Origin of the sequence: Winogradskya humida, from assembly GCF_016862215.1 — a bacterium.
Lineage (GTDB): Bacteria > Actinomycetota > Actinomycetes > Mycobacteriales > Micromonosporaceae > Actinoplanes > Actinoplanes humidus.
This window is the reverse complement of the sequence record NZ_BOMN01000100.1, coordinates 24,930-37,792: the sequence shown is the minus strand read 5'-3', so window position 1 is coordinate 37,792 and position 12,863 is coordinate 24,930. Positions and strand designations below refer to the sequence as shown.

The 12,863-nt window shown below is 70.4% G+C and carries 12 protein-coding genes; 8 read left to right on the top strand and 4 right to left on the bottom strand.

The window, feature by feature from the left end:
- Positions 1–94 precede the first annotated feature (94 nt).
- The 5 genes from Ahu01nite_RS34675 to Ahu01nite_RS34655 all read left to right on the top strand — a co-directional run bounded on the left by Ahu01nite_RS34675 (position 95) and on the right by Ahu01nite_RS34655 (position 4,160).
- Entirely contained in the window at positions 95–643 is a 549-nt protein-coding gene (locus Ahu01nite_RS34675; protein WP_239159360.1) for a TetR/AcrR family transcriptional regulator, read from the top strand.
- Positions 644–685: 42 nt separating this feature from the next.
- The gene (locus Ahu01nite_RS34670) at positions 686–1,345 is read left to right on the top strand and encodes a response regulator transcription factor (RefSeq protein ID WP_203840943.1); all 660 of its coding nucleotides are present in this window, start codon (positions 686–688) and stop codon (positions 1,343–1,345) included.
- Positions 1,345–2,706, top strand: coding sequence for a sensor histidine kinase (locus Ahu01nite_RS34665; RefSeq protein WP_203840942.1), 1,362 nt, complete (start codon positions 1,345–1,347; stop codon positions 2,704–2,706). The genes Ahu01nite_RS34670 and Ahu01nite_RS34665 overlap by 1 nt, the downstream gene beginning before the upstream one ends.
- Before the next feature lie 87 nt (positions 2,707–2,793).
- Entirely contained in the window at positions 2,794–3,576 is a 783-nt protein-coding gene (locus Ahu01nite_RS34660) for a YcnI family copper-binding membrane protein (RefSeq protein WP_203840941.1), read from the top strand.
- A 26-nt stretch (positions 3,577–3,602) separates the two neighbouring features.
- On the top strand, positions 3,603–4,160 hold the full coding sequence (locus Ahu01nite_RS34655; RefSeq protein ID WP_203841009.1) for a sigma-70 family RNA polymerase sigma factor: 558 nt from the start codon (positions 3,603–3,605) through the stop codon (positions 4,158–4,160).
- A 62-nt stretch (positions 4,161–4,222) separates the two neighbouring features.
- On the opposite strand, the gene Ahu01nite_RS34650 is transcribed toward Ahu01nite_RS34655, so the two are convergent.
- Complete coding sequence (locus tag Ahu01nite_RS34650; RefSeq protein WP_203840940.1) at positions 4,223–4,855, bottom strand: SRPBCC family protein; 633 nt, start codon at positions 4,853–4,855, stop codon at positions 4,223–4,225.
- 339 nt (positions 4,856–5,194) lie between these two features.
- Here Ahu01nite_RS34650 and Ahu01nite_RS34645 point away from each other — a divergent pair, with 339 nt between their 5' ends.
- Positions 5,195–5,743 (top strand): RlpA-like double-psi beta-barrel domain-containing protein, encoded by a 549-nt coding sequence (locus Ahu01nite_RS34645; protein ID WP_203840939.1) that lies wholly within the window; start codon positions 5,195–5,197, stop codon positions 5,741–5,743.
- 91 nt (positions 5,744–5,834) lie between these two features.
- Here the strand turns inward: Ahu01nite_RS34645 and Ahu01nite_RS34640 are convergent, their stop codons facing one another.
- Together Ahu01nite_RS34640 and Ahu01nite_RS34635 are read right to left on the bottom strand one after the other, a co-directional pair.
- A complete protein-coding gene (locus Ahu01nite_RS34640) occupies positions 5,835–6,104 on the bottom strand; it encodes a DUF2277 domain-containing protein (protein WP_203840938.1) in 270 nt (89 codons plus the stop codon).
- A gap of 62 nt (positions 6,105–6,166) precedes the next feature.
- Positions 6,167–9,088 (bottom strand): M4 family metallopeptidase, encoded by a 2,922-nt coding sequence (locus Ahu01nite_RS34635; RefSeq protein ID WP_203840937.1) that lies wholly within the window; start codon positions 9,086–9,088, stop codon positions 6,167–6,169.
- A 207-nt stretch (positions 9,089–9,295) separates the two neighbouring features.
- Between Ahu01nite_RS34635 and Ahu01nite_RS34630 the strand changes: the two genes are divergently transcribed.
- Positions 9,296–10,324 carry a helix-turn-helix domain-containing protein gene (locus tag Ahu01nite_RS34630; protein ID WP_203840936.1) on the top strand — a complete coding sequence of 343 codons (1,029 nt, stop codon included), beginning with the start codon at positions 9,296–9,298 and terminating at the stop codon, positions 10,322–10,324.
- 9 nt (positions 10,325–10,333) lie between these two features.
- On the opposite strand, the gene Ahu01nite_RS34625 is transcribed toward Ahu01nite_RS34630, so the two are convergent.
- Positions 10,334–11,341 carry a LacI family DNA-binding transcriptional regulator gene (locus Ahu01nite_RS34625; RefSeq protein ID WP_203840935.1) on the bottom strand — a complete coding sequence of 336 codons (1,008 nt, stop codon included), beginning with the start codon at positions 11,339–11,341 and terminating at the stop codon, positions 10,334–10,336.
- Between the two features lie 237 nt (positions 11,342–11,578).
- Here Ahu01nite_RS34625 and Ahu01nite_RS34620 point away from each other — a divergent pair, with 237 nt between their 5' ends.
- Positions 11,579–12,835, top strand: a complete 1,257-nt coding sequence (locus tag Ahu01nite_RS34620; RefSeq protein ID WP_203840934.1) for an ABC transporter substrate-binding protein — start codon at positions 11,579–11,581, stop codon at positions 12,833–12,835.
- Positions 12,836–12,863 lie beyond the last annotated feature (28 nt).

The window sequence follows — 12,863 nt, the reverse complement described above, 5'->3', positions numbered from 1 at the left end:
CGGTACGCGTAAACTCAAGCGGACAGCTGTCCACTTGTTCCTCCGACGGTAGCGGACATGTGTCCGGTTAACCAGCGACCCGGGAGTGTGCCCTGTGACACCGAGGCGATCGGACGCCGAGCAGAACCGCGCGAAGATCCTCGAGGTCGCCATCGCGGCGCTGGCCGTGACGAGCGACGCGACGCTGCAGTCGATCGCGAAGCAGGCGGGCGTCGGGCAGGGCACGCTGTACAGGCATTTCCCGACGCGGGAATCGTTGCTGCTCGCCGCCTACCGCGACGACGTCGAGCGCCTGATCGACGCTGCCCCGGCCCTGCTCGCGGCGAACCCGCCCGTGGTGGCGCTTCGGCTGTGGTTCGACCGCCTGGCCGCGTACGGAAGGATCAAGCATGGAGTGGCGGAGGCCGTGCACGCCGCCACCCGGGCCGAGCTGTCCGGGGTCTACTACGACCGGGTGATCGAGGCGATCACCTCGCTGCTCACCGCCGGCCAGCAGGCCGGCAGCCTGCGGCCGGACATCGACGCCGAGGAGGTGCTGCTGCTTGTGGGGTTCCTGTGGCGCCTCGACAACGAGAACTGGGAGAACCGCTCGCGTCACCTGCTGGACGTGGTCATGGACGGGCTTTCCCTGAGGCCACGCTGAGATCGGATTCGCCGGCTGGCCCGCACGTGCCAAGGTAGGGGAGTGCGGGTGCTGGTGGTGGAGGATGAGGAACGGCTCGCGGTCGCGCTGCGCCGGGGGCTGATGGCCGAGGGATTCGCCGTCGACATAGCCGGGGACGGGCAGGACGGGCTCGAGCTCGCCCGGCACGGCGACTACGACGCGATGATCCTCGACGTCATGCTGCCCCGGCTCTCCGGTTACCGCGTCGTGCGCCAGCTGCGCGCCGAGCGTAAATGGCTGCCGGTGCTGATGCTCTCGGCCAAGGACGGCGAGTACGACCAGGCCGACGGGCTCGACTGCGGCGCCGACGACTACCTGACCAAGCCCTTCTCGTACGTCGTGCTGCTCGCCCGGCTGCGCGCGTTGCTGCGCCGGGGCACCCCGCAACGCCCGGCCGTCCTGCGTCACGGCGACGTCGAGCTCGACCCGGCCCTGCGCAGGGTCACCGTCGCCGGCGAGGAGGTCGTCCTCACCGCCCGCGAGTTCGCGCTGCTCGAATACCTGATCCGCCGCCCCGGCGAGGTCGTCTCCAAGACCGAGCTCCTCGACCACGTCTGGGACGCCGCCGTCGACACCGCCGCGAACGCCGTCGAGGTCTACGCCGGATACCTGCGCCGCAAGATCGGCCGCGACCGCCTGGAGACCGTCCGCGGCGCGGGCTACCGCCTGTCCGGAGCCTGATGTCCTGGGTACGCCGCCTCAGTTTGCGGGCGCGGCTGCTGCTGGTCTCCGTGGTGACGCTGGCGCTCGGGCTGGCCGGCGGCGGGATGGTCCTGGTCGCGACCATGCACTTCACGCTGCAGCGCACGGCGACCAGCGAAGCCCTCGAAACGGCCAGGGCGGTGGCCGGGCTCGTGGATTCGGGGACGCTCTCCGACCCGGTTCCGGCCTCTCCCACCGTACGCGTCCAGGTCGTCGCCGCCGATGGGAGCATCGTGGCGGGATCCGCGGGCGCCGACCGCCTGACCCCGATCCTCTACGCCCGGGAGCGCAGCGCCCTCGGGGACGGCGAGGGCATGTACATTCCGGGATACCGGATCGGGCTCGACGGCCGGGCGCGGGTCGTCGCCGTCATGGCGGGCCCGGTGACCAGCCGCGTCACCGTCCTCGTCGCCCGCCCCACCCAGGACCTGACCCAGAGTGTCGACCTGCTGCGCACCACGCTGCTCGTGACGTTCCTGCCCCTGGTCGGCCTGCTCGCCCTGGTGTCGTGGCGGCTGGTCGGCGCGGCGCTGCGCCCGGTCGAGTCGCTGCGCGCCGGCGCCGAGGACATCACCGGCGGGGCGCGGCCGGGGCGGCTGCCCGTGCCGGACTCGGGCGACGAGATCCACCGGCTGGCCGTGACGCTGAACGACATGCTGCACCGCCTGGAAACCGCCCGGGCCCGGCAGCGCGCTTTCGTCGCCGACGCCGCGCACGAGCTGCGCAGTCCACTCACGAACATGCGTACCGAGCTGGAGGTCTCGCAGCTGCTCCCGGACGACACGGACTGGCCCGCCCTCGCCGGTGACCTGCTCACCGACGTCGAACGCCTGAGCCGCCTCGTCGACGACCTGCTCCTGCTCGCCCGCGCGGACGACGCCACGACCCGGGCGCTGCCGCCGAAGAGCGAGGAGGTCGAGCTCGGTCAGCTGCTCGCGGAGGTGGCGGCCCGGTACCCGGCGATCGAGTACGAACGTCCGGCGGTGCCGTTGCGGGTGACCGGTGATCGCGACGCGCTCGCCCGTGTGGTCGCGAATCTGCTCGACAACGCCGTGCGCCACGCTCATGCGGCCGTGCGGCTGGCGGTGACGGCCGACGGCGCGTACCGGAAGATCACGGTGGCCGACGACGGCCCGGGCATTCCCGCCGCCGACCGTACCCGTGTCTTCGACCGGTTCACCCGCCTCGACGACGGCCGCGCCCGCGACGCGGGCGGCTCCGGTCTCGGCCTGGCCATCGTCCGCGAACTCGTCCGCCGCCACCACGGCACGGTCGCCCTCAAGGGCACGGTCCCGCCACCCGGCCTGACCGCCGAGGTCCGCCTCCCAGCCACCCCGTAATTTGCCCGGGAACTTTTCCGGGGCGGGCGCCGACCAATGACCGGGTCCGGCGCTGCCGCCGGGCCGACCCGAGTCGGAAGGCCTGAGATGTCCCTGCTGAAGCGTTCGGGTGTGGTCGGCGGTCTGGTCGCCGCGTTCACCCTCGCTCTTGCCGTGCCCGCATCCGCGCATGTGACCGTCAACCCGGGCACCGCCACGCAAGGTGGCTACGCGAAGGTCACCTTCCGGGTGCCGAACGAGACGGACAGCACGAACACCACCAAGCTCGAGGTCACGCTGCCCGAGGAGACCCCGATCGCGTCGGTGTCGCTCAAACCGATCCCCGGCTGGACCCTCGCCGCCGAGAAGGCCGTGCTGGCCAAGCCGATCGAGGCCCACGGCACGCAGATCACCGAGGCCGTCCGGAAACTCACCTGGACGGCGACCGGCGACGCGGCGATCAAGCCGGGACAGTTCCAGGAGTTCGACGTCTCGCTCGGCCCGCTGCCCGAGGCCGGCCAGATGGTCTTCAAGGCCCTGCAGACCTACTCCGACGGTACGATCGTGCGCTGGATCGACGAGCCCACCACGGACGGCACCGAACCCGAGAAGCCCGCCCCGGTCCTCAAGCTCACCCCGGCCGCCGCCACGGACACCGCCGCGACGACTCCCACGGTCACCGCCGAGACTTCTTCGGACGACGGCGACGGGTCCTGGACGGGGATCGCCGGCATCGTTCTCGGTCTGGTGGCGCTGGTGCTCGGGCTGCTCGCGTACCGTCGCTCCGGCTCCCACGCGCCGTCCCTGGTCTCCGCGCCTGCCCCGGTCCAGGGCGGCAAGTCCCCGGCTCAGGACGACAAGCCTTCGGTCTCCGCGACTAAGGCGGAGTGACCGGCGGCGGAGCGATCGGCGGCGGGGTGACCGACGACGAGGTGACCGGGTGGGCGCTCGCCGCCGGTCGTGGTGACGCGGACGCGGCGGCGGCGTTCATCCGGGCCACCCAGCGCCAGGTGTGGCGGTTCCTGCATCACCTGGCCGCCCCCGGCGAGATCGAGGACCTGGTCCAGGAGACGTACCTGCGTGCCCTGCGCAGCCTGCCGTCGTTCGCGGGCCGGTCGACCGCGCGGACGTGGCTGTTCACGATCGCCCGGCGGGTCGCGGCCGATCAGGTGCGCGCGGCGGTCAGCCGCCCGCGCATCGCGGTCGTCGAGGACTGGCAGGCCGCGGCGGACGCCGCCACCGCGGCTCACCGGTCGCGCTTCGAGGACGACGTCGCACTGCGGGACCTGCTCGGCGGGCTGCCGGGCGAGCGGCGGGAGGCCTTCGTCGCGACCCAGCTGCTCGGGCTCTCGTACGCCGAGGCCGCCGAGGTCTGCGACTGTCCGATCGGGACGATCCGGTCCCGGGTGGCCCGCGCCCGCGAGGACCTGATGGCCGTCCTCGCGGACCGGGACCGTTCGCGCCCGGCGATCTGAGCGCTGTTTCCAAGCCGCCGACGGAGGTCTGGTTTCTCAGCCGCCGGTGTAGGTCTGGTTTCTCAGCCGCCGGTGTAGGCCTGGTAGGTGCGCTCGGCGCTCGCCCGGGCGAGCGCCGGGTCGTCGCCGTTCGCGATCGCGGCCTCGGCCCAGGCGTCCGCGGAGAGCCGCATGAATTCCTTGCCCTCCGCTGTTGCGACCCATGCGGCGGCGGCCTCCGGATCCATGGACGCCGACGGGTCGCTGAGGTAGTTCGCCATGCCGAGGAAGCCCGATTCCCAGCCCATCCCGGTGGCTGCGGGCCCGTACTGGTCCCACAGCTCGTCGGAGACGTGGGCGACGTGTTCCAGCTCGAAGCGCGTACGGTCGGTGCCCTCGGCGGTCAGCCGGATCTCCACCCAGCTGACCTGGCCCCCGAACTCCCAGGTGGCCGAGTATCCGTGCGGCCGGTCGCACCGGGTGATGGTGCCCCCGGCGTTGCCCTGGAACTGGAACGTGCCGCCTTCCACGAGGTCACCCTCGATCGGCAGGAACCACCGCGGGATGCGCTCGGCGCTGGTCACGGCATCCCACAGGTCCTCGAGCCCGGTGTCATACACCTGACTGACGGTCGCGACCCGGGCCTGCCCGGCCTCCAGGACACGATCGCCGACGGTACGGCTGACGGCGCTGATCTGCTGCTTGACATCGACCACTCGGAGTCTCCCGGCCTGCTCTCGCGCGTACGTTGCGCTCCTGTATAGCATAAGCCCGCACTTATGTTCCTGCGCGACCCCGCCACGCCCTGCCAGGCTGACCGGATGCGAGCGCCCGCAGCGACAGCGTGCCTCCTCCTGCTGCTGGCCGGCTGCACCACCGACACACCGCCGCCCGCCGCTCCGGCTGCCGCGTCCCTCTCGCCCACGCCGCCATCGCCCTTTCTGTCCGCCGCCGCGTCAAGAACCCCGTCCGCCGCGTCAAGAACCCCGTCCGCCGCGTCGGAAACTCCGTCCGCCGCCGCGCCGAAGACGACCCGCCCGAGCAGGCCACCGGCGGTGAGAACGAGCGCGGGCTGGGAGATCACGGTCTATTACACGGCGGTCGAGAAGCTCCACCACGGCTCACCGGAGCAGGTCACCGGCTGCCGGAAGATCGACTGCGCCCACGGCGACGACAACCTGGGTGTGTATCCGGAGGACTTCGTCGACGCCGTGGAGGAGGAAGGCACCGGGCGTACGACATCAGGCAGGTATTTGAACTGGTCCTATGACATCGGCTACTGGCTGGACACCGCCCCGCGCGACACTAACGGCCACGCACTTCACCCGTTCGTGTCCGCGGCGGCCGACCCCGGCGTCCTCGCCCGCGGCACCCGTTTCCGCATCACCGCCTGCGGCACCGCGGACGACGGCTCCCGCCCCGCAGCACGCGTCTGCACCGCCCTGAAGAACGCCGCCTGGCAGGTAACCGACGAATTCACCCCGGGCCTGGGCGGCAGCCACCACATCGACGCCTACATCGGCGAGGAGACCGGCCCCGGCTTCACCGGCTCGCCCTGGTACCTCACCCTGCGCAACGCGACCCTGGCGGTCACCCGGCCATGAACGACGGGATCGGGCCGGGCTCGGGATGCGGGGCGCCGTCCTGGCCGAGGCTGCGGAAGTCGTCCTCGACCTCGGCGACCACGAGCCGCGGTCAGGACGCGTAACGCTCGCGGGACCGTTCCCGGGCCTTGGCCGCCTCGATCTCCCGATCCTTCGGCGGCGCGGTCGTGACCAGCTCGTCGAGCAGCGCGGCGGTGGCAGCCGCGACGGCCTCGACCGCGCGATCGTAGGCCGCCTGGTTGCGTTGCGAAGGCTTGGCTGCCCCGGCCACCTTCCGGACGTACTGCAACGCGGCGGCATGCACCTCGTCCGGCGTCGCGGGCGGCTCGAAGTTGTGCAGCTGACGGATGTTCCGGCACATGCGCCCAGCTTAAACCAGCGCGCTGGGATCCTCGGGGGGAGAGATCCCAGCGCGCCACGGTTTCACCTACAGGTTTTGGCTCCCGTCGCGTACGCCAGGCCGAAGCCGGACGCCGACGAGTCCATGAAGACCACCTCGCGTCCTACCCCTGCTGACGCGAACATCTGCGCGCCCGGGCTGCACGACGCCGGGCCGATGTACTTGCCCTGGAACGTGTACTGCTTGAGTTTCGGGTTGAGCGAGTTGTCCGGGTAACCACCGGTCGCCATCCACGCCTCGACCGGCGCCTCCTCGGTGACGGTGAGGACCGTGCCGGACAGCGCGACGGTGTCGGCGCGGATCGCCTGCGGGGAGTTCTCCTCGAACAGCAGGTGCGGGGTGCGGGTGGCGAAGTCGAAGAGCCGGATGGAGTCGTGGTACGCCCCCTGGCTCCACTGCCCGTCGACGATCGTGCCGTAGTCGCGGTCGGTCATCCAGGCGACCGCCGTGGCGGACAGGTCGGGGTAGCTCACCCGCTCGGCGCCGAAGTCGCCGCCGGCGTACGTGGTCTTCCCGGTCGTGACGTCGTGGACCTCGGCGCCCAGTGACCAGTAGATGCCGTTGGCGTCGGGCTGCTGGAAGATCTCGTAGCGTACGTAGGAGATCTTCCCGTCCTTGACGCTCGGGGCCGTCGCGGGGCCGAACCAGTCGGGATGGGCGAGGGTGTGCACGGCCGGCGAGCTGCCGCGCAGGTAGCGCACGACGTCGAGGTAGCTCTGCGCCGGGTCGTACTGGCTCCACGCGACGAGGTCGCCGTCGAAGCCGAGGCCGTTGATGCGGTACGGGGAGCTGTAGAGCTCCTTGACCCGGCCGCCGCCGATCGGCGCCGACAGGATGCGGTTGGTCTCGTACGTCGGCGACGCGGGGTCCACGGCGACCGACAACCACACGACCCGCTTGCCGTCGGTGTGCGGGAAGCTGTTGATGCTCCCGTCGTCGGGGGAGATCCGGTACGGCGTGCCCTTGCCGTTGGTGCGGCCCGCCCAGATCGAGGTCGGCTCGGTGCGGTTCGCGTCGGATCGCGGTACGGCGAACCAGCCGCCCGCCGTGCTCGCCGTCATGTCGGCGTACATGCCGGTGTTGAGCCGGTCGATCAGGACCTCGGTGCCCTTGCCGTAGAGGGTCGCCTTCCACTTCGCGGTGATCCCGCGCGAGTCGAACGCCGTCCGCACCACCTTGAGGTCGGCCTTGCCCAGGCGGAACGACGTGGCGGAGGCGAGCACCGCGTCACGCGCGTCGACGAAGTCGGACATGGGCGTCAGGTAGTCGGTGAGGGCGCGGTAGACGATCTTGTCGGCGGTGGTCTTCCCGAGCTTCTGACGCAGGTCCCAGAGGGCACCGGACACGATCGTCGAGTTGAGGTGCACACCGCCGTCGTCCATCGACGGTGTGTCGATGAGGTGCTGGAAGTCCGCTGTGGTGGCACCGTCGTCGAGGTCGCGCAGGGCGCACGTGGCGGGGGTCAGCGTGCGGCAGAGGTCGCCGCCGATCAGGCTCGCCTGCGGGTCGGACATCGGCGTGCCCGACGCGTCGACGTCGATGGCGTTACCGAAGTAGTCGGCGATCGCCTCGTTGAGCGCGCCCGATTGTCCCGCGTAGACGAGGCTTGCGGTGTGCTCGACCACGCCGTGCGTCATCTCGTGGCCCACGACGTCCGGGTCGGCGGCCAGCGGCAGGTACTCGTCGTCGCCGCTGCCGTACACCATGCGGGTGCCGTCCCAGTACGCGTTCACCCACGGGTTGCCGCCGTACGTGATGCCCACGACCGAGTCGATTGGCATGCCGGCGTCGTCGAGGCTGGTACGCCCGAGCTTCGCCTTGTACCACTCGTAGACCTTCGTGGCGTCCCAGGCGGCGTCCACCGCGCCGGCGGCGGTCAGGTCGGCACCGAGCGTGGTCGATGCCGACGTGAACGGCGCCAGGCCCTCCGGCCACGCGTCGCCCATCAGGTCGTAGTAGTCGCGGCCGCGGGCGTCCCAGGTGGTGATCGGCACCGTCGTGCCGTCCGGCTGCTGGTGGGTCCGGTCCTGCAGCAGGTACGAGCCGGCGTCGGACCGGACGAGCGGGAGCGCCACGGTGGCGCCGTGCAGGGTGGTGGCCCGGCCGACGACCGGCGCCGTCCCGGTGCCCGCGGCTTTCGACTGCGTGCCGGCCGGTGCCGTGGCGACGCCGTCGGCGGCCAGGGCGGCGGCCTGCTGGCCGGAGACGAAGGACTTGATCCGGCTGACGCTGAGCAGCGGCACCCCGTTCGCCGCGCCCACGTACACGTCGCGGAGCACGGGCTGACCCGTGACGACGTCCGCGCCCTTGACGAGCACGCGCCGCGCGAGCAGGCCGGTGCCGGTCGGCATGACCAGGAGGCCCTGGTCGGTGCCGGTGAGGTCCGGGGCGGCCGTGGTGCCGGGCCGCGGGATCGAGGCCACGACGGCCGAGCCGGGGTGCAGGCTCTTGCGCACCTCCTCGACCGCCCGGGACACCGCCAGCGCTGCGGGGATCGGGGTGACGGTCGTGTCGACGTCCAGCTTCGTGAAGTAGGTGCCCGAGGTGCCGGTCACCGTACGCTTGCCGGCCGTCTTCTCCGTACGCACGACGTACTGGGCGCCGAACACCGGCAGGCCCTTGTACCTCTGGTCCAGCCGGACCGTCTCCCGTTCGCCCTGCGTCTCGACGCTCGCGGTGGTGAGCGTGCCGGCCGGATCGCCGATCCTGTAGCGGTCCTTATGGCTCGCGAGGTGAGCCTTCGCGGCCTTGTCCGGTGCGACCGTGGCGTCGACCGGGTCGGCCACATCGTCCACCAGGGCAGGGGTGTCCGTCGCGGGCGCGGCAGTGACCGGTGCCGGGTCGGCCGGCGCCGGGGGCGCCGCGTTCGCGGCGTGCGCGGTGGTTCCCAGGATGGCAGCCGCCGCCAGCACGGCGATCGTGGGTAGTGCCTTGGCTCTACGCAATTCGTGCTCCTGCAAGGTGGGGAACAGCTCGGTTCGCCTACCTCACCCCGGTGCCGGATTGCGCCACAAGAAGGACCTTGCGCATTTGCGCACATGAGCAGGTGCGCCGCCGGGTCCATGCCGGACGGCCTTACAGATTCGTAATCTCCGATTCATCGCAGCGAGAGCGCACCCGGGCATGCTCGGATCTCAGGGGCTCAGAAACGTATGGATGTGACGGACGTACCGTGGTCGGCAACCGGTCTTGATCCGCTGGCCGGCCGCGTCCTGGAATACCTGGTGGCGGTGCGATCGGCGGACCGCGACGAGGCGGCGTCAGCTGTCGGGGTGTCACCGTCCGAGGCGGAGCGGGCGCTGCGGCACCTCGCGGACGCGGCACTGGCGACACAGACCGGCGGTGCGGCACCACGATGGACGGCCGCGCCGCCGAGACCGTCGCTCGGCGCCCTGCTGGCCCGGCGGCGCGCAGAGCTGGCCCGCGTCGAGGATCTCGTGGAGCGGCTCTCCGAGACACACGAAGCGGTGTCCGGGCCCCGCGCCACGGACGTGGTGGAGGTGCTGAGGAGCGAGGACGAGGTGCCCGCCCGCTATCGCCAGCTGCTGATGGGAAGCTCGTCCGAAGTGCTGCATCTGGCGAAACCGCCATATGTGACAGGTGCGTCGGCGTCCACCGGGGCGGTGGGGGTGACGCCCGGCGTGCAGATGCGATCGGTGTACGAGACGGACGGTTTCACCGACTCGGTGTCCCTCATGACGGCTCTGCGCGGGACGGGCGAGGGCGGGAAACTGCGGATGACCTCGCAGATCCCGGTGAAACTGGTGATCTTCGACCGGGCGGCCGCGCTGCTGCCGATCTGGGCGGACCGCCCGTCGTCGGGTTCGCTGGTGGTGCACTCGCCCGCTCTGGTGATGGCACTCGTGGCCCTGTTCGAGAGCGTGTGGGAGCGCGCCGAACCGGTGTCTCTGACGAGACGGCACGACCTGCCGGACGCGGACCGCGGGCTCCCGGCCTCGGGACGGGACCTGCGAACCCGGGAGATCCTGCGCATGATGGCGGTCGGCATGAAGGACGAGACGATCGCCCGGATCCTCAACGTGAGCCGCCGAACCCTCCAGCAGCACATCAGCGACGCGGGTGCGGTGCTCGGCGCGCGTACCCGCTTCCAGATCGCCCTGCTGGCGGCGAAGCAGGGCTGGCTGAGCGACCGGAGCGACGGCGCGGATCACCCGAGCTGAGAAATCCGTTCAGGTCGAACCGCGGGTGATGAGCGCGGTGGGCAGTGTGGTGGGTTCGGCGGGTGCCGGCGACCCGAGCAGCATGGCGACGATTGCCTCAGCTGCGGCCGTACCTATGCCGGTCTTGTCCTGAGCGACAGTGGTGAGTCCTGGCGGGACCAGTGCCGCCACCTCGATGTCGTCGAAGCCGATGATCGCGATGTCGCCGGGTATGCGCAGCCCGGCTTCGTGGATGGCCCGCATCGCGCCGACCGCCATCTCGTCACCGGCGGCGAACACCGCGGTCGGGGAGCGGGGAAGCAGTCGTTTCATGGCGGCGTAGCCACTGTCGAGATACCAGTCGCCGGACGCGATGTCGGCGTCGGCGAGGGGCTGGCCCGCCTCGGTGAGGGCGGCCCGGAAACCGGCGAGTCGTTCAGCGGCCGGCCAGGTCTCCGGGGGGCCGGTGATGGTGGCGATACGGTGGTGACCGCGATCGATCAGGTGCTGCGCGGCGAGCCGGCCACCGCCGGCGTTGTCGGACGTGATGCTGGTGCACGTCGGCCCGGTGAACCGCAGATCCAGGGCGACGCAGGGCACTTCGGCGTCGACCAGGGCCAGCACGGCCGGGTCGCGGCTGCCGTTGTCGATGATGACCACGCCGTCGACGTTGTGGCGCTGGACCGCGCGCAGGAAACGCTGCCGGCTGTCGGGGCCGGCGCCCCGGTCGGGGGCGAGCATGAGCAGGTGCAGCCCCTGGGCGCTCAGCGCGCTCTTCAACGCGACGAGGATGTCCTGCAGGAACGGGTGCCGCCAGCCGGGGCGGCGGTGGTCGGTGTCCCACACGAGTCCCACCATGTTGGACTTCTTGGTGGCGAGGGTGCGGGCGGACTCGTTCGGCAGGTAGCCGACCTCGGCGGCCATGTCGAGGACGTGCCGGCGGGTGCCGGGGCTGACGATCTCCGGGGTGTTGAAGACGCGGGACACCGTGGCGACGGAAACACCGCACCGACGTGCCAGTTCTTTGATGCTGGACATACTCGAGGCCCCCATGTAACCGGTTTCATCACCGTATCAAGCAGATATCACGCCGGTCAATGTGTTGATCTCGCGTTATTCGTTCGTCACTTGACAGGTGGCGCATTGATGGGGTCAAACTCTTGGCGTCACGGGATGCACCTCAATCCTTTTTGATCGACCTCGAAACAATCATGCTCAGCACAATGTAACCGGTTTCATGAAACCGGTTACATTGCCATGGAAAGGAGAGCCCCCATGCGCTTCTTGCGCGCCCTCGCCACGGCTACAGCGGCCACCCTGCTGCTGACCGCCTGCGGATCAGGCGGCGATGAGAGCGGTGACGGCGGCACCGTCACGCTCAACGTCAGCCTGTTCGGCAACTTCGGCTACCAGGAGCTCTACAAGCAGTACGAGTCGGCCCACCCCAACATCAAGATCAAGGAACACACCGCCGCCTACAACGACCACCACCGCGACCTCGCCACCCACCTCGCCACCGGATCGGGTGCCGGCGACATCGAAGGCGTCGACATGGGCTTCATCGCCCAGATGCGTGAGGTCGGCCAGCAGTTCACCGATCTCGGCACCGACCGGCAATCCGAGTACCTGCCCTGGAAATGGCAGGCCTCGCTGACCAAGGACGGCAAACAGATCGGCTACGGCACCGATGTCGGCGGCCTCGCCATCTGCTACCGCCGCGACCTGTTCCAGCAAGCCGGCCTGCCCGCCGACCGCGACGCCGTCTCCGCCGCCTGGGCCGGCGGCTGGGACAAATACCTCGAGCTAGGCAAGCAGTACACCGCGAAAGCACCGAAGGGAACCGCGTTCTTCGACGGCGGCGGAGCGCTGTACAACGCCGTCATCGGACAGGCACCGGAAGGCTTCTACAGCACCGACAACACCGTCGTCGTCGCCACCAACCCCGAGGTCCGTAACGCCTGGAACCTCGTCGTGCAAGCGATCCAGAGCAACCTGTCGGCGAAGCTGATCGAAAGCTCACCGGAATGGAACAACGGCTTCGCCAAAGGCCAGTTCGCCACGATCGCCTGCCCCGCCTGGATGATGGCCAAAATCAAGGACCAGGCCAAGAGCTTCGCCGGGAAATGGGACGTCGCCGCGGTCCCCGGCGGCGGTGGCAACTGGGGCGGCTCGTACCTGACCGTTCCCCAGCAGGGCAAGCACATCGCCGAGGCCAAGGAACTGGCCGCGTGGCTCACCGCCCCGGAACAGCAGGCCAAGAACTTCACCTCGCAGGGTCTGCTGCCCTCGATCCCCGCGCTCTACGACAAGCCCGAGATCGCCGGCTACAAGGACCCGTTCTTCAACAACGCACCCGTCGGCAAACTCTTCACCACCGCCGCCAAAGAACTGAAACCGCAGTACCAGGGCCCGCGCACCGGCGACATCCAGACCACCATCCGCGACGGCCTGGTCCGCATCGAACAGGGCAAGCAGACCTCCGACCAGTCCTGGCAGCAGACCGTCAGCGACGTCGAACGCCTCGCCAAATAGCCGACCACGCACGGCCGGCGGGCACCGC

Excerpts from the sequence above, each read along its gene's own strand:
- Ahu01nite_RS34625 (WP_203840935.1), bottom strand. The coding sequence starts at position 11,341 with ATGTCCAGCATCAAAGAACTGGCACGTCGGTGCGGTGTTTCCGTCGCC.
- Ahu01nite_RS34630 (WP_203840936.1), top strand. The coding sequence starts at position 9,296 with ATGGATGTGACGGACGTACCGTGGTCGGCAACCGGTCTTGATCCGCTG.
- Ahu01nite_RS34660 (WP_203840941.1), top strand. The coding sequence starts at position 2,794 with ATGTCCCTGCTGAAGCGTTCGGGTGTGGTCGGCGGTCTGGTCGCCGCG.
- Ahu01nite_RS34665 (WP_203840942.1), top strand. The coding sequence starts at position 1,345 with ATGTCCTGGGTACGCCGCCTCAGTTTGCGGGCGCGGCTGCTGCTGGTC.
- Ahu01nite_RS34640 (WP_203840938.1), bottom strand. The coding sequence starts at position 6,104 with ATGTGCCGGAACATCCGTCAGCTGCACAACTTCGAGCCGCCCGCGACG.
- Ahu01nite_RS34620 (WP_203840934.1), top strand. The coding sequence starts at position 11,579 with ATGCGCTTCTTGCGCGCCCTCGCCACGGCTACAGCGGCCACCCTGCTG.